Origin of the sequence: Pelotomaculum propionicicum (assembly GCF_048984525.1) — a bacterium.
In the GTDB taxonomy this organism is placed as follows: Bacteria; Bacillota; Desulfotomaculia; order Desulfotomaculales; family Pelotomaculaceae; genus Syntrophopropionicum; species Syntrophopropionicum propionicicum_A.
The window spans coordinates 179419-199151 of record NZ_JBMGJC010000004.1; the positions used below are offsets into that span (position 1 = coordinate 179419).

Below are 19733 nucleotides of genomic sequence, written 5' to 3' on the forward strand. Positions count from 1 at the left end.
TCCAGTTATCAAAATAATTATTTGTTGTCAACGGGCTCAAACATTTCCGACTCGTCATGATGTTCCGCGCGGCGCTTGGTATAGGCGCGCATGATGGTCAGGATGGCGCCCCAGCCGAAGAACAGGTAGGGAGTCCATTTGAGCACGTCCCAGGTCAGAGAAGGTATCGACCTCTGGGTGACAGGTTTGCCGAAAGCTTCTGTCCTGAAGCCTAATTTATCGAAAGGAACGTCTGATATATACAGCCATGATGTGCCGCCGTATTCTTTTTCGCCGTAGACATGTTTAATGTACCTGGGGTCCTTGTTAATCTTGTCCCAAGCCAGGGCAAGCAGTTCGTCCCTGTTTCCGTATGTCAGGGTCTGGGTGGGGCAGGAGGTCACACAAGCCGGCTCAAGGCCCTCTGTCTTCATGCGGTCATAGCAAAAACGGCATTTCAGCACGTAGGGGAAAGCTTTGTCCCACTGGAAGCCGGGCACTCCAAAGGGGCAGGCGATCATGCAGTAGCGGCAGCCGACGCAGTAGTCCTTGTTGGCGTCGGTCGGCTTGTAAATAACCGCCCCTTCTTTAGTCTTGACAAATGAGTGGGTAAAGCACGCTGATTCACAGGCGGGCTCATTGCAGTGCATGCATTGTTTTTTAACAAAGCGCCACTTGAGCTGGTCGCCTTCTTCTATTACATAGTAGTTAACGTTGGTCCAGGTATATGCGCTTAATTTGCCTGGGCTGTCCCAGTTGTTGGAAAACGCGCCCTCATTGGCCGGCAGGTCGTTCCATGATTTACATGAAACCTGGCAGCTGCGGCAGCCGATACACCTGGTAACGTCTACCAGGACACTCTTTGACATCGTTACACCTCCGGTTTCTGCTTGGATTTAAGGTGTTGATTATTATGCTTTCTTCACGTTGCAGAGGAAAGCTTTGGATTCCGGTATCATCGTGTTGGGATCCCCGACGCTGGGTGTTATGTCGTTGGCTGTCTCACCCGTTGCAATGCCGGAGTAACCGTAATGCCAGGGCAGGCCGATAAGCTCAATTTCCTTGCCGTCAACCTTGAACGGCTTGACTATTGGCAGCACGTTCGCCTTGCACTTAATCTGGCCGCGGATACTGCTTACTACCAGCATATCACCCGGTTGAACTCCCAGTTTCTTGGCCAGGCCTGGAGATATTGTCGCGAACATTTCCGGCTGGAGCTCTGCCAGGTTGGGGCAGCTTCTGGTCACAGCGCCGCTCTGGTAGTGCTCAACCAGGCGGTGGGTCGTACCGATATAAGGATAGTCCTGAGACGCCGTTGGCGCGAGCTTGGCATAGTCACCTTTGTATTTCACAGTCACCGGATTGCTTTGTTGTTTACTTATCGGGTTATCTATCGGGCTCTCCACCGGCTCGTAGTGTTCCGGCAGAGGGCCGTCCTTGCAGCCGGTAGGCGCGAACAGCCTGCCGACACCCTCAGTGGTCATAATGTAGCAGTTTACGGCTGACTTGTCCGGGGTGGTAAAGGCGCCTGTCGCCGCGTCTTTAAATCCGAAGTCAGGCACGTCGTTATTTACCCATGCCGCGCCGTCCCAGGACACCAGCGACCGTTTCGGATCCCACGGTTTGCCGGACGGGTCGGCAGAGCAGCGGTTGTACACGATACGGCGGTTTGCCGGCCAGGAGAAGGACCATTTCGGGAAGAGGCCCAAGTTGCTCTTGTCTTCCCGGCTGCGCCTCTGCGACGCGGGGACTTTCAGCACGGGGTCTTCAAACATGTAGCCGGTGTAAATCCAGACGCCGCAGGCTGTTGAACCGTCGTCTTTGAGTTTTGAGAAGGCGTCCAGGGTGGTGCCGTCAGCCACCACGTAGCCGTTCATCTCCTTGGCTATTTTCATGATATCCGGTTCATCATGGCCGGGCAAGTCGTAATCCCACACCATATCCAGGATCGGGGCTGGGAACTTGCCGCCGGCCTTGTATTCTTCACGGACCGCTTTAAATATTTCATAAGCGATCCAGAGGTCGCTCTTGGCCACTCCGGGCGGCTCAACCGCTTTCCAGCGCCACTGGATCCAGCGCGAGCTGTTTGCCACTGTGCCTTCCTTCTCATAGGAAAAAGCGGTGGGCAGCAGGAAGACCTCAGTCTTGATATTGGCCGGGTTTGCTCCCGGACGCTTCCAGAATGAAGCTGTTTCCGTCTCAAACAGGTCGACGGCTACCATCCAGTCCAGGTTCTCCAGCGCCTTGCGGGCAACGGTGCTGTTGGGCCCGCCTACCGCCGGGTTCTGTCCCCAGGCGAAGTAGCCCTTGATTTTGCCTTCGGACATATCATGGAATATCGCCTGGTGAGAGTGGTCTTTGCCGTCATGCTTGGGAATATAGTCAAAACAGAAGTCGTTTTCCTTGGTCGCCTTGGCTCCGTACCATGCTTTCAGCATGCTGATCAGGAACTTCGGCTTGTTCGACCAGAAGCTGGTCTTGGGAGTCTCTTTTTCCAGATAATCTTTAAGAGCGGGGTGTGCAGCCGCGTTAACTGATGCGAGATAACCAGTCAATAAGTGATATAAAATTCCCTGGTCAGTGGAGCCCTGCACGTTGGACTCGCCGCGCTGGGCGTTGACGCCGCCGCCGGCGATGCCGATGTTGCCAAGCAGCAATTGCAGCATGGCGGTGGCCCGCACGTTCTGGCTGCCGTGCGAACTCTGGGTGATACCCATGGCGTAAATCAGGTTGCCGGCTTTATCCGGCTTGCCGGTGGAGCAGTACAGGTCGCAAACTTTCTTGTAAACATCTTCGGGTGTGCCGGTGATATTGGACACTGTTTTGATATCATAACGGGATAAGTGCTTTTTCAAAATCTGGAACACGCACCGGGGATCCTGAAGAGTGGGGTCTTTTGCTATGGCATCTCCGTTCATCTGGTATGCCCATGTTTTGGTGTCGTACTTGCCGTCGGCAAAACCGGTGAACAAACCGTCGCTGAAACCATATTCCGGGTTTACTATGAAGGAAGCGTTCGTATAGTTCAGGACGTAATCATAAAAGTACAGACCGTTCTCAATAGCGTAATTCATGATGCCGTAGAGGAACGCGATATCGGTGCCGGGGCGCAGCGGAGCGTGAATATCAGCTTTGGCCGCTGTTTTGGTAAACCTGGGGTCGGCTACGATTACCTTGGCGCCCCTGGTGCCCACGGCAATACCCAAGTGGCGCATGATCTGCGGGTGGTTTTCCGCAGGGTTGGCGCCGATAATTAAAAATACGTCGGTGTTTTTATAGTCCGTAAAACTGTTGGTCATAACACCCCTGCCGAACGTTTGGCCAAGACCGGCCACAGTGGAGGAGTGTCAGAGGCGGGCATGGTGGTCAATATTGATGAGCCCCATGGCACGCTGCATTTTTTGGAAGAGGTAGTTCTCCTCATTGTCACAAGATGCGCTGCCGATATGGCAGATAGCCTGGGTGCGGTTGACAGTGACACCCTTTTCGTCCTTTTCCTCGAAGGTTGCGTCGCGTGTTTCTTTTACTCTCTTGGCAATTTCTTTCAGCGCCCACTCCCAGTCTTTCTTTTCCCATTTGTTGCTGTTGGGGGCGCGGTACAGCACATCCATGATCCTGCGGTTGTTGACCACCCTCTTGCGGTTTTTGTCAACAATGGTGTTGGCGTCGCCGAGGGCGATACCTTTGGAGCACATGGATCCTTCGTTGTTGGGGTTGTCCGGGTCGCCCTCGATATGAAGAACTCTTTCCCCTTTTTCATCGGAATAGACAATGAGTCCGCAGCCGACTCCGCAAAACGCGCAGACTGAAGCAGTCTCTTTGGCCTTGCTAATTTTCAGGGGACCCATTTCAAAAGTGGGGAGCTTGTCTGCGTCAGTGCTGGCAAGAGCCGGTACAGCGCCCGCGCTGCCCAGAAGTGCGGTTCCGGCGGTGCCCAGACCAAAATATTTCAAAAAATCGCGACGACTGACTTTTTGCTTCACAAACCTGACCTCCTTTGACATAAAAGTGCGCGTACTCAGTCATCTCGTTAGATCTCCTTTCCAAGTACGGGAGGTGTACCGGTTTCCCTGTATACCCTAACGACCTGGAAATCATAGCTTTTAAGCGCTTTAGATCGCCAGGTTCGGAGATTATTAGATAAGATACTGAAGAAAATTTTACCCTTTCCTCTCAAAATCAGTGGACCTGGAACTTCCCCCCCTTCTATATCTATAAAATATCGAAAGTTTCCCAGGCTGTTATCTATCTCTTACAGCCGGCCCTCTCGTTGTTCCCTGAAAGCCATACCAGTTTTATAGAATAAGTGGCTATCATCCATGTTTATGAACAGTTACGATAAAAAATAATATGATTGATTAGAAAAAATAATAAATTCTTTTAATTTCATTAGTTTATTCTGTATTTGAACACTTTTCCCTGCATAAGAGAACAAAATATTTTTTGTTTACGGGTAATCAGCATACCAATATAAGTCGACTTCATAACTTTTACATTTCATGTCATTAGTAAAAGCAAAAGGTAACAATTTTACAAAACTTAATTTTGGCCTTTAGAGGTGACTATAATTTCCCGGCCTCTCTAAGGCTGCTGCGGGTGAGCGTCCGACATTTCAGCCATCTGCTCCCGCTTTTTCCTGCGGGCAAGCCTGCGTTCAGTGATACGCATCACAAAGACGCTGAATTCAAAAAGCAGGTACATGGGACCGCTGACTATTAAACAGGTAATGATATCGGGAGTAGGTGTGATTACAGCCGCTATAACTACAGAGATCAGGATCGCGTAGCGCCGGTTCCTGGCAAAAAAAGCGTAGCTGACAAGCCCCAGCCGGGCCAGGAAATAGCTGATTAATGGAAACTCAAAGACTATGCCGAAAGGTATCAGAAAGGATATAGTAAATGAAATATACTTGTCAATGGTAAGCATCGGCGCCAGAGTGGGACCGGCGAACTGGAGCAGAAAATATACGCCGTAACGGAACACGCCAAAGAAACCGAAAGCCACCCCGCCCATGAAGGACAGGTAAGAAATCAAAACGAACATGGTAAAAGCCACTTTTTCGTTTTTTCTAAGCGCGGGTACGACAAAGCTCCAGATCTGCCACAGAATAATAGGCATGGCCGCTAAAAAGCCGGCAAAAAAAGACAGCTTGAGTTTTACAAAGATCGGTTCGGTAACGCCCAGAAAATTCACTTTTTGTTCAAGCTTGGTCAGTGGTTCCATAAGTATCGCCAGAATCTGGTCAATGAAGAAATAAGCAGCTATAGCAAGTACAATAGTGGCGATAATAGATACGATTAAAACCCGACGCAGTTCCTCCATGTGCTCCATAATAGGCATTTCGTCGGTTTTTTTAGGCATTTTTTACCCTCTCTAATAGGCGGCTAAATAGGCTGTTGCATGCTGGACGACCTGCTGTTCAGGAATTAGCTTTAGCCGCTTCTGTTATTTGTGGTCCTTCGCTTTTCTCTTTGCTTGCGACTGATTCTACATCATCCATTATTTCCATTGAAGAACGGCGAAATTCTCTTATTGTTTTGCCTGCCGCTTTACCCAGGTCCGGCAGTTTGCCCGGGCCAAATATTATTAGGGCCACGGCCAGGACCAAGATCAATTCAGTTGCTCCAATATTCGGCATTTAAGCGCACTCCTTTCATGCTTACAGCTTAATTTACGACGCAATCGTCGAATATTCCTGCCCGTGCCATTATTTTTCAGGCTCCTGCGGGTCAACCTGCTGGTTGAAATAACCTTCCCGCATGGCCAGGATATCCAGCTGCACCGTGTTAATATCTTCCCAAAAAAGATTTAGCTTGCTGTCGCCGGCCCTGGCTCCGTCTATAGTTTTTATATAACCGTGGCATTTGTCACAATAATAAACCCTGTACTTTTCCATACCCTCAACTGTAAAAAAGTGTGACTCAGGGCTGGCACAGTAAGGGCAGCCCAGGCGGTGGAAGCGCCATTTCACTTCACAAAGCCCGCAGTACAAGTAACGGCCGCCTTTTTCCTTTTCCAGCAGCGCCAGGGTGGGTTTGCCGCCGCAAACAGGGCAGTTTCCTTCCAGCCATGTTTCGGGGTCGAAATATTTGCTTGCATTGACCGCGTACTGCCGCATGAACGGCTTAACAGTGTGGTTCAATAAGAAGCCAAAGGTCTCAGGCGGCACATCTGATTTTAGGTATGTCAATAAATTCACTCCGGGGGTAAAGGCCCTGGCGGCAAATTCCTCCTGTCCAGCGGGTTCAACAGGCAGGGCTGATTCTATCTGCTCTGTATCCGCGGCTAGATCAGGCATGAAATTTTTAATAACGCCGGCCACTTGCTTCATGGTTGCAAAAAAGTCTTCGGCTTTAACCCGGGGCGGACAAATACTCACCAGCGGTATCGATTTTTCCCGCCCCTGTTTTAAAATTGTTTCGCCCGGCGTCTCGAAAGTTACGGCGTCTTCCCGCACCGATATCTGCAAAAATTCCTGGTGAAAACTTACCAGCATTTCCTGTAATGATGGGTTTTGCATTGAAATTTCGCCTACTTTCTTTTTATAATGTATAAAATTTACATTATGGCGTATGCATGTCCTTTAAGCCCTGGAATGAGCATAACAAGCGGAAATATAGATGTCAATTAAATTATTTTCCATATGCATATCAATATCAAATCCGCATCAAGGAGATTTTAATCTTTTGGCGAAATTATTGTTAAATCTGGAATAGGGTAAAATGTTATAACGGAAAACGGAGTCTGCAGTATGGACATATCTAATTTAACTATTGGACAAATAAAAAAGATAGCATGCAGTCCTCACGGAAACAGCCTTGATTTCAGGCAAGCTCTGTCGGCTGATAACAGGGCGGGTGTCCGGGAAATATACATGAAATTATTGCGGGCAGAAAACGTAATGGCACTTGAAATGAAGCGCCTGGCCAAGCTGTTTCTATATGAGGAAGACCTGAAGGCCGGGGGGTATTATCCTGTCGCGGGCGTTGATGAAGCGGGCCGGGGTCCGCTGGCCGGGCCGGTTGTGGCCGCCGCGGTAATCCTGCCTGAAGACGCCGTCCTGGTAAACCTTAACGACTCAAAAAAACTGACCCCCGCCAGGCGCGAATTACTGGCGGGCCAGATTAAAGAGACTGCCCTGGCCTGGTCTGTCGGCATCTCTTCCGTGGAGGAGATTTTCACAGAAAACATTCACCAGGCAGGCCTCAATGCCATGCGCAGGGCTGTTGCCGGGCTGGCCGTAAAACCGGCTCACGTACTGGTGGACGGTTTTAAAATTGACCGGCTGGAATACCCTCAGACGCCCATTATCGAAGGTGACGGTCTAAGCGCTTCCATTGCCGCGGCTTCGATCCTGGCCAAAGTGACAAGGGACGACATGATGGACTCATACCACGAGCTTTATCCCCAGTACGGTTTTGACCGCCACAAGGGCTACGGCACACCGGAGCATTTGAAGGCACTGGCTGTTTACGGGCCCTGCCCGATCCACAGGGCCGGGTACCGTCCCGTCCAGGAATGCCTGCAGCTATGACAGTCAGGAGAAAGAGGCGGGGTCAAAAGGGAGAAAACGCGGCTGCTCATTACCTTGAAAAGATTGGTTACAGAGTGCTGCAAAGGAACTACACCTGCTCTATAGGCGAGATTGATTTAATAGCGCTGGATAAGGATGTATTGGTCTTTGTGGAGGTTCGGTCACACAGCAGCTTAGAATTTGGCCTGCCCCAGGAAAGTGTCACGAAACACAAGCAGAACAAATTACGGCAGCTGGCCTGGTATTTCCTGAAAGCTGAAGGAAAAACTGAAAGCAGATGCCGGTTTGACGTGATAGCTGTTTTATTTGACTGGGAAGATGTTATAAAGGATCTGGAACACATTAAAAACGCCTTCTAAAACATTGCAAAGTGCGACAGTGGGGACGGTTCTCGCTGTCATTTACTTGAAGCTGAAGGCTGCCCCTTGTCGCAATAAATAATGGCAAACTAAAAAACTATTTACACTTTTATTAATAAAATGGTACACTATGATAGAAAATTCTGTTAATTTGTCTAAGGAGGGGTAAAAATGAAAGCAACAGGTATAGTGAGAAGAGTCGATGACCTTGGACGCGTAGTTTTGCCAATGGAATTAAGACGTACTTTCGGCATTGACGAGAAAGACCCCTTGGAATTTTTTGTTGAAGGTGAACAGATTATCTTAAAAAGGTATGAGCCTGCTTGTGTCTTTTGTAATAACGCTGTAAAAGTCAAACATTTTCGCGGGAAGATGGTATGCGTTGAATGTGCTGAAGCTATGTTCAGAAACGTTAAAACTATATAGTTCCTGTAAAAAAGCTGCTCCGTAGGTGAAAGGCTGCCATAAGGCGGCCTTTTTTATTTGTAAGGACAGCGGCAGACATTATTTTGTCAGCAGGGAAGGGAGATTTGGCCGGGTTATCAAAGGAGGCAGGGTGAAAAAGGCGACCACGTTAGAATCAAAGATATGTTTTGTTAATGCGTATGCCTGTGATGTAGGTCAGGCAAATGTGCATGCTTGTGCTCAATTGCTTCATGAGTATGTTCATGGCTGTGTTCTCCAACTATTTCAGGGTAGTGTGTATGAGAGTGGTGCCCGTCATCGTGGCTGTGTTTATGCTCATGCGACTCTTCAGCGTGGACATGTGAATGCTTATGGTCCTCGGTGACCGCAAAATATGTTCCGACTAGCATGATCATAAGTGCAATTAGAAACGTTTGGGTAATACCTTCCTGCAGTACCACCCAGGAAATCAAAACTCCTATAAATGGTGCGGCAGCGTAATAGGCGCTTGTTCTTGCCGCCCCAAGTTCTCTTTGAGCTGAAATATAAAAAAATATACTGAGCCCGTAGGCAAAAAACCCTAATACCAGGGCAAGGAATATATATAAAAAATTACTGCTGTATTCCTTTAATAACATTGAAATGATGAGAGCCCCGGCGCCTGACCCAAATCCCTTAACAACCACTATTTGCAAGGGGTCCTTTAAAGACAGCATACGTGTACAGTTATTCTCAAGCCCCCAACTGACGCAGGCAAATAAAACAAATATAGAGCCAATAGAAAAGGAAAAACTGCTGAAATCCTTTACCGACAAAACTATACTGGACAGCGTTATGAATGAAATCGCCAGCCACAAGCGCTTTCCCACAGCCTCTTTAAAAATAAACAGCGCGATCAGCGAGGTCGCTGCAATTTCAAAATTATTAAGCAGGGAAGCATTTGCGGCAGTTGTCATAGTAAGTCCCAGCATCAAAAATATGGGGGCCGCAATATCCAGAACTACCATAGCTATTATATAAGGCAGTTCTTTTTTGGTCATTTTCGCTTCTAATTGTTCTTTCTTCTTAAGTAACTTTAAAAGATTAACCGCCAGCATTCCTAAACCCGCGCCTAAATATAGCAGCGCAGCCATTAATGTTGGTGGTATATCCACGAGCAGCAGCTTTGACGCAGGTGAACTGATGCCATAAAGAGCCGCTGCTAAAACAGCCATGAGTACAGACTGTATTTTTTTGTTTTTTCTGTCTGCATTTTTTACCTCTAATAATTCCATATATAAGCCTCGTTTAATTCTATAGGTTTGCAAATAGCGGTCCGTAAAGCTTTTAGCCCGTAGAATGAAAGTTGGGGTACACCGGCTTCGTTACAGGGTAAAACCTGCCTTTTAAGCAGACAGGTTTTTTAAATTATATTCGATAAATCAGACAGCGATTCCTTCGCAGTTACTCCTAAAAAACAGATTTGAAACGGGGCTAGCCGGGGAGAACCTGCCTGGGGTTAAAATTCATAAAATTCACCTTGGAGTGGGGAGTATAGAAGATGGACAAAGGCTGGCATCATATTATTATGATGCTTTAATAACAGGGGGGTCATGGTTTGGATGCGTCGCTTAAACTGAAGTATTTGGAGTGCCTGAACAGGATGCAGGGCAAAGATTATCTTGCAGCCATCATCTCTTTTGGGGCCGCTCCCACTATTAAAGGCAGGAAGCCGTCCTCTCTGATTGCTTTTTCAGGGCGCAGAAAGAACCTTTTTGCTTTGTGGCATTGCTATAAACAGGAAATATGCCTGGAGTTTAACCTGGAATATTGCGAGCTGAAAGACGGGGCCGAAATCGCAATAGTGCTTTTTTACAGGCGGAAAATGCTTGAAAGGTATCTGGGTAATAGCCGCAACCTTGATTTTTTAAACAGCTTGGGTTATCAGGAAGCTGTTACTTTGGACGAAAAGCTGCAGTTGTTAAAAAGCAGGTTTGCGTTAACCTGCACGCATGAAGTTGGTATATTTTTGGGCTTTCCGGTTGAGGATGTGAAAGGCTTCATAGAAAACAAGGGCAAGAATTATCTGCTGTCAAGGTACTGGAAAGTATACCGAAACCGGGAACGGGCCGAACTTCTTTTTAGAATTTACGACGAGGCTACACTTGATGCGGCCAGTGCTGTTATAAGATACAGCGAGGGATATAATTCCATGCGGGATTAAAAGGATGGCGACAAAATTCGATTTAATAATTATTTAATGATTCTGAAATCTTATTTTAATTTTTTCTTTATATAATTACTACCAGAATAAACATTTAACCGGCACAAGAAGAGAATATTAAAATGTCCGGAAAAAGGGAATAAATCTTTTTTACAAAGGAGGAGCGAAAATGGATTTGCTGGTTGCCGTACTAATTGTTATATTTGCCGTATATGGAATTCCTGTTATTACAAACTTTATTGCAGAGAAAAGGAGCACAGCCTCATGAAACCAGAGACCCAAATATGAACCGGTTCTTGTATTTAGACGAGAACCGGTTCATTAGTTTTAGAGACAGATGAGAGTAAGGCTATTTCCATATAAATTATTATTCAAAACTCGATTCCGACCTGCGGGCGGGGCCAAATCAACAAATTACAAATTATGATGGACGCCGACCGCCTTTTATAAATAGGTGGAATGCCAACTTTTTGTGTTTAAAAAACTACCTACTTTTTGTGATTTGCATTCAGGACATGAGTTGCACAAGCCAGGCAGGGGTCAAAGGAGCGGATGATCCACCCAAGTATAGTTGAAAAGCATGTCATTGGAGGGTATTTCTGTGCCGATCAAAGCGGATTCCACCGGATCCCTGTTCCCGTATTGATCCTTGGGAGAAAAATTCCATACGGTAGGCGTAAACCATTATTATTAGAGTTTCGATTTGCATATTACAATTTCTCAATTGTAGGGTTCAGAGAAGGTCACAGGAAGTCTTTCACATCACCCAGCCTTGGAAGGAATATCCGAAAAGTATAACGTTTGACTGTATTGTATTATTGTTATATAATGCTAAATAAACTGATTGGAGGGTTTAAATTTTGGGGAGTCGATAAAATATAAAATAGGTGAAATTGCTGATTTGGCAGGCATCAGCAAGAGGACCGTGGATTATTATACAAATTTCGGACTGCTTAATCCTTTGCGTTCCGAAAGTAATTACAGATATTATTCCCAAGAGGCCTTATTTCGCCTTAAACTCATTGAGTGCATGAAGAAAAAAAGACTTACTTTGGAGGAAATTAGAAAAAGGTTAAGCTTGCTGGACAACAACCAGTTAGAAACCGGAATTGAAATTGATAAGGAAACTATAAGTATTGATTTTATCAAGAAGCAGCTTAAAGAACTGGAAAAGCAAATTATCCAGCTGCAACCAGTTGCTTCCGGCCAGGAATTCAGTCAGGCCTCTCAGTTGACAAAACAGGTGTTAATACAAAGCATGGCATTGATTAATTCAATAATGCTGTATATCAATGAAATTGCTCCTGAAATAACACAATATCTTTAGTGCTTATATGCCATTTAAGGAATTATTAGGCTTAAGTTTGGATATTTATCAGACAAGCTATGTGTTCGAAATAGTTTAAGGAGCGTATATTCAGTGAATTTGTTGGCTGATGCCGCTGGCGCCCGCATTGCCGGTTCACCGGCAGGTCTGGCTAACGCCCTGTTGAAGTTGGAGGCCGGAGCGCAACGGGTCCCAATGCAGGTGAATCCCGCGGCTTCCCATCTTTTCATTGTGAACCCGCTATCAGGGGGATCCCTGATGAGGCTTTTCAGCACCCTCCCACCTATCCAGGAAAGGGTGGAGAGGTTAAAGGATGGGATAGATTAGTCACTAATTATATAGCCATTTAGTCAATTTAGGCTGAGCGTATATAGGCTCAAATGATCATAGGGGGAGAGTGTTTCATAATTATGGATGACGGCTCGTCATTCAGTTTTTTCTTGGTTTTTAAAATGTTTTTAGCCCTTTTTTTAGTTTTGCTGAACGGTGTTTTTGTAGCGGCAGAGTTTTCTTTTGTAAAAGTAAGACCGACTCGCCTGACACAGTTGGTTGCAGAGGGCAACCGCAGGGCTAAAATCGCCCAGCAGTGTATTCACAATATTGACGCTTATTTATCGGTGTGCCAATTAGGGATTACGATCTCAAGCCTCGGTCTGGGCTGGCTGGGTGAACCGGTGGTGGCTAAGCTTTTAGAGCCGCTGATGCACAGCTTTGGTGTTAGTTCTCCGGCAGCAGTACACTCCATATCTTTTATGGTTGCATTTACTCTTGTGACTTTCCTGCATGTGGTTTTTGGAGAACTTGTACCCAAGTCGCTGGCCATTCAGAGGGCTGAACACGTGACCCTGTGGCTGGCGGCCCCGATGCGGCTGTTTTATTACCTGTTTTATCCGGGAATTGTCGTCTTTAACGGTACAGCAAACAATATCCTGCGTGTCCTGGGTGTAAGGCCCGCCAGCGAGCACGAGGAAAGCCACAGCGAGGAAGAACTGCAGATGCTTGTTTCCGCCAGCTACAAGTGTGGTCACCTGGACAGCAGTGAATGGAACTTGCTGCAAAACGTGTTTCAGTTTGAAAAGAGGGTGGCCAGGGAAATAATGGTCCCACGGCCGGAGGTAGTATTTCTGGATAAAAAGAACAGCCTGGAAGAGAACATGGAAATAGCTCGCCGGTCAGGGCACACCCGTTTCCCGCTTTGTGAAAGTGATCATGACCATGTTGTGGGACTTGTCCATATAAAGGACGTTTTCCGCCTGGACACTGGTACCAAAATAGACGATATCAAGCGCAATATTATGTTGGTTCCGGAAGGAATGTCTTTAGACCGCCTGCTGAGAGAGTTTCAAAAAAACCACCAGCATATGGCCCTGGTAGTTGATGAATACGGCGGCACGGCAGGTATTGTTACTATGGAAAACGTTCTGGAAGAACTGGTCGGACAGATTCAGGACGAATTTGATGAAGAGGTACCCCAGGTGACTCCGGAGAAAGAAGGGTCATACCTTGTGGACGGCCGGATGCTCCTGGAAGATGCTGCTGACATGTTTGATTTGCCGGTTGGCGAACAGGAAGAATATGATACCCTGGGTGGATTTGTATTTGGAAAACTGGGAAAGCGTCCCCGTGTTGGTGATGTTGTCGAACTGCCTGAGCACAGACTGAGAGTGGTTGAGGTCAAGGGCTTGCGTATTCGACAGGTCCAGGTGGTTGTAAAGGAACAGGCCGGTCAGGCCGTGTAGCCCGATTTAGTAAAAATGGAATCAGTATGCAATGTAACTCCGGTGGATTTACCCGGAGTTTTCTTTTTTTAGAAAATTAATTTCCAGACGACGGATAGTGTTTTTCTCGTATTCAATTATAGTAAACCTTAAATTTTGGTGCACTAAACTTTGCCCCAATTCCGGCCTTTTATGAGACTTATCCAGGAACCAACCGCCAAGGGTAAAAACACCATCTGCCTTCAAGCACTGTTCAAATTGCCGGTTGAAGTCCGCTATGGGTATCCTGGCATCAATGGAGTACCTGTTGTCCTCCAGTTCTTCAATGGTGTTTCGCTCCTCGTCATGCTCATCCTGGATCTCCCCTACAATTTCTTCCAGGATATCTTCTATGGTTAAAAGGCCCGCAGTACCACCGTACTCATCCACCACAACCGCCAGCTGCACACGGTTTTTTTGCATTTTTTTCAGGATTTCATCGATGGAGGTCAATTCAGTAACGATCATGACCTTGCGCAGGGCCTGCATCAGAAAACCTTCCATCTGGATTAAAGTCAGGTCCGTCTGCCCGCTGAAACAGATGTCCTTGGTATTTATGTAACCGATGATATTGTCTTTGTTGACGTCACAAACAGGGTAGCGCGCATATTTTTCCTCTGTCATTATTTTTAGATTTTCTTCCCAGTTGAGGTTAGTGTAAAGGCAGATCATATCAGTACGGGGAACCATAATCTCACTGGCAACCCGGTCGGCGAACTGGAGGGAGTTTCTGGCTAATTGTAATTCGGACTGGGTAATTTCGCCTCCCTCGTGACTTTGTAAAAGAATCATCCTTATTTCTTCTTCAGAATGAATCTGGTGATGTTCGGAAACCGTATGCAGCCCTATGAATTTTATGATTAACCTGGCGGAGCCGTTCAGCAACCAGATTGCCGGGTATAGAGCTTTATAAAACCATATAAGGGGGCTCGAAACCCACATGGCTGTATACTCAGCACGCTGGATGGCGAGAGTTTTGGGAGCTAATTCCCCGATGACCACATGGAGAAAGGTTATGGTGGCAAAACCTATAATAAAGGACAACCCTTCCGCTACAGGTACAGGTATGCCCAAGTAACTAATTGCCGGCCCAATAACGTCAGCCACGGCAGGCTTTCCTATCCAGCCTAGGGCCAGCGCGGTTATGGTTATACCCAGCTGGCAAGCGGAAAGGTAGCCGTCCAGGTTATGGATTACTTTGCGGACGGCCAAAGCTTTTTTGTTTCCTTCCTGAATCAGCTGCTCGACACGGGAGTCCCGCACCTTAACAATGGCGAATTCAGCAGCCACAAAAAATGCGGTAGCCGCAATCAGTATTACTACAAGTGTCAAGTTTATAAACGGCATGTTTTAGATCCCTTTGAAGAAGTCAATTATGATTTTTATTATTTTCAATAATGCAAATTTTAAGCACCGCTATTAACTGAGCTATCTCATGCAAAAAGAGGGGGCCTCGATTGGGAATTGGACCCGGGTGAGAACCACGCTGCCTCATATAGCCGGACTAACAGGAGTAACAGTTTAGCATTTTGGTTTGTTGGAAAAGGAAAGAAAATTGCAGACCAAAATGTATAAATATTAATTGGGGGTAAGATATGTAGGGATAAGGTAGTATGTTGCAAGAATCGCTACCAAACGTTATCTTGTCTCCGGGCAAGGGCCGATTCTCTGAAAGGTTTAAAGTCGGAATAATAGTTAGAACAGGGGATCCCGGCAGAGAAATATGTTTAGAAGCACTGTTCTTCTGGTAAAAAAATAACATTTAAATTTTCTTTGCTAATAGTATGAATAAATCCTGTCCAGGGAGCGGTACTGGATGGCTTCAGCCAGGTGAAATTCTTCTATGAGCTTCGAACCGTCCAGATCAGCTATGGTACGGGAGACTTTCAAAATCTTATCATGGGACCTTGCACTCAAGGAAAATTTGCTAAAAGCCCCTTTAAGGAGGTTTTGTGCTCCTTTAGTCATTTTACAATATTGACGTACTTCTTTCGACCCCATTTGAGCGTTGCATGTTGGGGCCTTGCATCTTTTATGATCTTCATTCATAAACCTTTCCCGCTGGCGTTCCCGCGCCGCTTCCACCCGTTTTTTAATAGACGCCGAGCCCTCCGGTTTTTCATTTGAAGAGATTTCCTCGAAAGGCAGCCTTGGCACTTCGATGCAAATATCGATCCTATCCAAAAGCGGCCCGGACAGGCGGGAAATATACTTCTGCACCTGGTGGGGTGTGCACGTGCATTCGCGCATTGGGTCGCCGAAATAGCCGCAGGGACAGGGATTGAGCGCTCCCACCAGCATCAACCTGGCCGGGTATGTAAGAGAAGCGCTGGCTCTGGATATTGTCACAATACCGTCTTCAAGAGGCTGGCGGAGGGCTTCCAGCGCGTCTTTTTGAAATTCAGGCATTTCATCTAAAAATAGTACGCCGTTGTGGGCGAGGCTGATTTCTCCCGGCCGGGGATTCCTGCCGCCGCCGACCAGGCCGATGGTAGACGCGGTGTGATGGGGTGATCTGAAAGGCCGCCGGTTAACCAGCGGTGTGTCCGCTGTCAGCAGGCCGGCGAGGCTGTAGATTTTGGTTGTTTCTATAGATTCCTGGAAAGTCATGTCCGGCATGATGCCGGGCAGGCGGCGAGCCAGCATGGTTTTGCCCGATCCCGGGCTGCCGAACATGATCAGGTTGTGCGAGCCGGCAGCGGCCACCTCGAGAGATCGCCTGGCGGTTTGTTGTCCTTTCACGTCAGCGAAATCCGGCCAGTCAAAAGGTGCGGACCTTAGATAATCTTCCAGGTCCAAAACATATGGTGGTATGTTGATTTCACCCCGCAAAAAACCGGTCAGTTCCGCGAGGCTGACGGCGGGATAAATATTCGCCCCTTCAACCAGTGCCGCTTCAGCGGCATTTTCCGCAGGGACGACGATTTCATCCATGGATGCTCCCACAGCCGCCAGGACGCTGGGCAGCGTCCCGGCGACACCGCGCAGCGAACCGTTTAAGGATAGTTCACCCAGGTATGCGAAGCGCCCGTACTGATCAGGTGTCAGCTGTTCGGTAGCGGCCAGGATCCCGACTGCAATCGGCAGATCGTAAACGGGACCTTCTTTTTTTACGTCAGCCGGCGCCAGGTTAACAGTTATTCTCCTCACCGGAAACTCCAGGCCGGAGTTTTTTATGGCCGCGCGGACCCGGTCTTTTGATTCCCTGACCGAGACGTCGGGCAGGCCTACTATATCAAAGGAAGGCAGGCCGTTTGAAACGTCAACCTCAACTTCCACCACCTGGCCGTCCAGGCCGTGGAGGGCGGTGCTTTTTACAATGGCTATCATCAGAGCCTCCAGTTATAGCTATTTTTACCATTTATTCGACTGCCGCCTCCTTAATCCTTCCAGCATAAGCAGCGAATGGTTGGAATTTTAATAAAATAAGCCAATTAAGAGGAAAATTAATAGATCCAAAGAAATAATCTTTGGGGGGGATTTTATGTTAGATACATTTAAAAGCTGTTTTATAATTACTGCAATGGGAGAAGTCAATTCACTAGAATGGAATAAATTAGAACTAATAGAGGATCCTATAAATATTACTCTAAAAAAAAGCGGGTATAAGGTAAAATGGCCGCATAAGAATTATTGCTTAGGTTCAACGATTAAAAAAGTATTTGACGAAATTAACAGTTGCGATTTAGTAGTTGCAAATTTAACAGGATTTAAAGCAAATATTATGTTTGAGTTGGGATATAGTTATGCTGTAAGTAAACCTGTAATTCAAATTTGTGAAATTGGTGAAGTGCTGCCATTTGATATAACTGATATTAATACCATTTATTATGATACCAGTGAGAAGGGTTTGGACAAACTATCAAAAGATTTAACGAAAGCACTTGAAGTGGTTTCGGAAGATAAATTTTCACACCATCTTTATAGTGAATCACAAAAACTTCTTGAGCGAAAATCCAGAATGATGGAGGAATTAGATTTAATTAAAAAGGAATTAAATATGTATATATGCTATGGTGGAATCGAGAATTTTTTGAAGAAGCAAATCAAGGTTTATACTACTGTACTTTCGACAATACTTTCTTGCCTTATAAATGATGATAGTTCTAAAAGGATTGCCATTCTTGTAGAGGATGAAAAAGATCCCAATAACCTGGTAATTTTTGAAAATTCAGGTTGGTTTAATACTTATGATTCTGAGCAATTATCATTGCCAAAATCATCAAGTTTAGGAGGTTATGTTTTTAATAGCAAAAAAGAATATCATTTGAAGGATATTGATTCAATAGAAGCAAAAGGAATGTATTTTACACGTAAGCAAGATAAAATATACTCTTCAATTATCTGTGTTCCAATTTTAATGGGAGAAGAAATTTACGGTGTTTTAAGCTTAGATTGTCAAAAGGTTAATGCCTATGATGAATTAGATGTAAAGTTTCTTGGTTATTGTGCTACTCTGATAGCTCCTTTTTTGAAAATAAGTTTGCAGCAAAGGAATAGTAAAAATACAGTATGTTGATCGATAAACGGGACATTTAATGTTTAATGCTGCTACTGCATGGAAAATCTTGAATGACGAGTTTGAAAAAATGATGAGTTTAGATACCCATCAGCCTCGAGGTTTTTGTCTGTGAGACTTGTCCAAAACATCCCGCCTAAATCAAAACGGCCACCTAACAGGGCGGCCGTTTTTTTAACCGGCTGTATAACAATCCATGCATAATATGCGGCAATTGCCTGCATCAGGCGGTCTCTCAGGGTTAACCCGACAAGTTTCCCAACCACCGGGCAGAGACATGCCCCTCATATGGTAGGTCATTAACTTATTGCATCTTCCCGAGTGCTTATGGTTACTTTTTGTGCATTCACACTCTCCGTCCGAGCGAATGAAAGCTGCCTTGACCACGTCTGCGGAAAAAGCGTCAGGCATTTTGATTCCCCCACTTTTAAAAAATTAATTGTCACTCTATAAATTCTACAGGCCTTTAATATTACCTTTCTAAATAAACCTTAAACCTTGCTGGATGGCGATGCGGGCGCATTAGTCCTTCAATTAAATTGAGACCATAGTCCCAGAAAAAATGTAAATATGGTTGCCTGTAAAAAAAATCAGCACAGTTAAAATTAATATTAGATAAAAATAAGGGGAGATGGTGGGATTGAGAAGGCTAGTGTCCCTGGTTATTTCACTTGCACTGATTGGTGTTTTGTTTACCGGAGCCGCATGGGCTAAGCCAGGAGGAGAGAGCAAGGGGAAAAGTAAAAATGTTGTTCAGCAAATAAAGAATGAAGAACAATCTGAAAATCAAATCGAAAATCAAGCAAAACGACAATTAAAAGATCAAACTAACAGTATTAAGGGAAATAAAGGAGCGGTAACAGAAAACAAGTATAAAGACGTTAAAGGGCATTGGGCCAAATCAACTATTATTGAGATGTCAGAGCTTGGTATTTTTGCGGGATACGATGACGGCACTTTCCGGCCGGACGACCCGATCACAGAGTTGGAGACCGTTTCGCTGGTGGATAGAATTACTGAGGAAGGGATTGAAGAGGAAGATTTGGATTTAGAGGAAGATGAACTTGGCGATGTTCCCGGCTGGGCCAAGAAATCTGTCCAAAAAGCAGTTTACAAAGGCGCTATTAACATAAACCGCTTCCATTCACATAAGCAGTGCGAAAGGGTCGATGCGGCAGTTATTATCGCCAAGTATATGGGCCTCACACCGGCGGACACATCGACTCTTCCCTTTAAAGACGGAATCTTAATATCACCTGAAGACGCAGGTTATGTTCTGGCCCTTTACAACGAAGGTATTATTTCCGGCACTCCGGACGGTAAATTCAATCCTAACAGCAGGATTACAAGGGCGGAGATGGCAGTCATAATAGCCAAAATAAACGCTGAAACCGGTGGCCAGACGGGTGACACCACAGATACCGGCGATGATACCGTCAGTGATACCGACGATGATGCAGATACGGACACTGACACCGACACCGATAATGATACCGGGGAAGAAGACTAGTAATATATAAATTCAAGCAAAACATACGAGGATGGTGGTGCTATTAGAACTAAGACTTAAAATAATTAAACCTTATCTTAAACCAAAAAGGGGAGCCCGCAATTTGCAGTGCGGGCTCCCTGCCGTTCTTTAACCTGTTA

Annotated in this window: 17 protein-coding genes, 2 pseudogenes and 1 riboswitch; of the genes and pseudogenes, 9 read left to right on the top strand and 10 right to left on the bottom strand. The window is 46.1% G+C overall.

Features of this window, described 5'->3' with window-relative positions; translation table 11 throughout:
- Positions 1-17: 17 nt before the first annotated feature.
- The 5 genes from ACOBQJ_RS06105 to ACOBQJ_RS06125 all read right to left on the bottom strand — a co-directional run bounded on the left by ACOBQJ_RS06105 (position 18) and on the right by ACOBQJ_RS06125 (position 6499).
- Positions 18-848, bottom strand: a complete 831-nt coding sequence (locus tag ACOBQJ_RS06105) for a 4Fe-4S dicluster domain-containing protein (RefSeq protein ID WP_421070841.1) — start codon at positions 846-848, stop codon at positions 18-20.
- Between the two features lie 42 nt (positions 849-890).
- Entirely contained in the window at positions 891-3983 is a 3093-nt protein-coding gene (fdnG, locus tag ACOBQJ_RS06110; protein ID WP_421070842.1) for a formate dehydrogenase-N subunit alpha, read from the bottom strand.
- A gap of 16 nt (positions 3984-3999) precedes the next feature.
- A riboswitch (molybdenum cofactor riboswitch) is annotated at positions 4000-4123 on the bottom strand.
- A 437-nt stretch (positions 4124-4560) separates the two neighbouring features.
- A complete protein-coding gene (tatC, locus tag ACOBQJ_RS06115; RefSeq protein ID WP_421070843.1) occupies positions 4561-5340 on the bottom strand; it encodes a twin-arginine translocase subunit TatC in 780 nt (259 codons plus the stop codon).
- Between the two features lie 58 nt (positions 5341-5398).
- Positions 5399-5617, bottom strand: a complete 219-nt coding sequence (locus ACOBQJ_RS06120; protein ID WP_421070844.1) for a twin-arginine translocase TatA/TatE family subunit — start codon at positions 5615-5617, stop codon at positions 5399-5401.
- 69 nt (positions 5618-5686) lie between these two features.
- The gene (locus ACOBQJ_RS06125; RefSeq protein WP_421070845.1) at positions 5687-6499 is read right to left on the bottom strand and encodes a formate dehydrogenase accessory protein FdhE; all 813 of its coding nucleotides are present in this window, start codon (positions 6497-6499) and stop codon (positions 5687-5689) included.
- 231 nt (positions 6500-6730) lie between these two features.
- Here ACOBQJ_RS06125 and ACOBQJ_RS06130 point away from each other — a divergent pair, with 231 nt between their 5' ends.
- The 3 genes from ACOBQJ_RS06130 (at position 6731) to ACOBQJ_RS06140 (ending at position 8298) form a co-directional block, all read left to right on the top strand.
- On the top strand, positions 6731-7513 hold the full coding sequence (locus ACOBQJ_RS06130; protein WP_421070846.1) for a ribonuclease HII: 783 nt from the start codon (positions 6731-6733) through the stop codon (positions 7511-7513).
- Positions 7498-7872, top strand: coding sequence for a YraN family protein (locus ACOBQJ_RS06135; protein ID WP_421070847.1), 375 nt, complete (start codon positions 7498-7500; stop codon positions 7870-7872). Before ACOBQJ_RS06130 ends, ACOBQJ_RS06135 begins: the two co-directional genes overlap by 16 nt.
- A gap of 171 nt (positions 7873-8043) precedes the next feature.
- Positions 8044-8298: an AbrB/MazE/SpoVT family DNA-binding domain-containing protein gene (locus ACOBQJ_RS06140; RefSeq protein WP_421070848.1), complete on the top strand. Its 255-nt coding sequence runs from the start codon at positions 8044-8046 to the stop codon at positions 8296-8298.
- A gap of 170 nt (positions 8299-8468) precedes the next feature.
- On the opposite strand, the gene ACOBQJ_RS06145 is transcribed toward ACOBQJ_RS06140, so the two are convergent.
- Complete coding sequence (locus ACOBQJ_RS06145; RefSeq protein WP_421070849.1) at positions 8469-9551, bottom strand: DMT family transporter; 1083 nt, start codon at positions 9549-9551, stop codon at positions 8469-8471.
- A gap of 323 nt (positions 9552-9874) precedes the next feature.
- Between ACOBQJ_RS06145 and ACOBQJ_RS06150 the strand changes: the two genes are divergently transcribed.
- Positions 9875-10480, top strand: coding sequence for a DUF3793 family protein (locus ACOBQJ_RS06150; RefSeq protein WP_421070850.1), 606 nt, complete (start codon positions 9875-9877; stop codon positions 10478-10480).
- Between the two features lie 540 nt (positions 10481-11020).
- On the opposite strand, the pseudogene ACOBQJ_RS06155 reads toward ACOBQJ_RS06150, so the two are convergent.
- Positions 11021-11116: pseudogene (locus ACOBQJ_RS06155) on the bottom strand (hypothetical protein); the annotation flags it as partial.
- A gap of 208 nt (positions 11117-11324) precedes the next feature.
- On the opposite strand from ACOBQJ_RS06155, the gene ACOBQJ_RS06160 reads away from it, so the two are divergent.
- The 3 genes and pseudogenes from ACOBQJ_RS06160 (at position 11325) to ACOBQJ_RS06170 (ending at position 13546) form a co-directional block, all read left to right on the top strand.
- The gene (locus ACOBQJ_RS06160; RefSeq protein ID WP_421070851.1) at positions 11325-11807 is read left to right on the top strand and encodes a MerR family transcriptional regulator; all 483 of its coding nucleotides are present in this window, start codon (positions 11325-11327) and stop codon (positions 11805-11807) included.
- Positions 11808-11909: 102 nt separating this feature from the next.
- Positions 11910-12134, top strand: a pseudogene (locus ACOBQJ_RS06165) (protease HtpX); the annotation flags it as partial.
- Positions 12135-12247: 113 nt separating this feature from the next.
- Positions 12248-13546: a hemolysin family protein gene (locus ACOBQJ_RS06170; protein WP_421070852.1), complete on the top strand. Its 1299-nt coding sequence runs from the start codon at positions 12248-12250 to the stop codon at positions 13544-13546.
- Between the two features lie 48 nt (positions 13547-13594).
- Here the strand turns inward: ACOBQJ_RS06170 and ACOBQJ_RS06175 are convergent, their stop codons facing one another.
- A complete protein-coding gene (locus ACOBQJ_RS06175) occupies positions 13595-14896 on the bottom strand; it encodes a hemolysin family protein (protein ID WP_421070853.1) in 1302 nt (433 codons plus the stop codon).
- Between the two features lie 444 nt (positions 14897-15340).
- A complete protein-coding gene (locus ACOBQJ_RS06180) occupies positions 15341-16894 on the bottom strand; it encodes a YifB family Mg chelatase-like AAA ATPase (RefSeq protein WP_421070854.1) in 1554 nt (517 codons plus the stop codon).
- 154 nt (positions 16895-17048) lie between these two features.
- On the opposite strand from ACOBQJ_RS06180, the gene ACOBQJ_RS06185 reads away from it, so the two are divergent.
- Positions 17049-18083, top strand: coding sequence for a GAF domain-containing protein (locus ACOBQJ_RS06185; protein WP_421070855.1), 1035 nt, complete (start codon positions 17049-17051; stop codon positions 18081-18083).
- A 32-nt stretch (positions 18084-18115) separates the two neighbouring features.
- Here the strand turns inward: ACOBQJ_RS06185 and ACOBQJ_RS06190 are convergent, their stop codons facing one another.
- Positions 18116-18349, bottom strand: a complete 234-nt coding sequence (locus tag ACOBQJ_RS06190; RefSeq protein ID WP_421070856.1) for a hypothetical protein — start codon at positions 18347-18349, stop codon at positions 18116-18118.
- Positions 18350-18723: 374 nt separating this feature from the next.
- On the opposite strand from ACOBQJ_RS06190, the gene ACOBQJ_RS06195 reads away from it, so the two are divergent.
- Positions 18724-19593 (top strand): S-layer homology domain-containing protein, encoded by an 870-nt coding sequence (locus tag ACOBQJ_RS06195; protein ID WP_421070857.1) that lies wholly within the window; start codon positions 18724-18726, stop codon positions 19591-19593.
- The last annotated feature ends 140 nt before the right edge of the window (positions 19594-19733 follow it).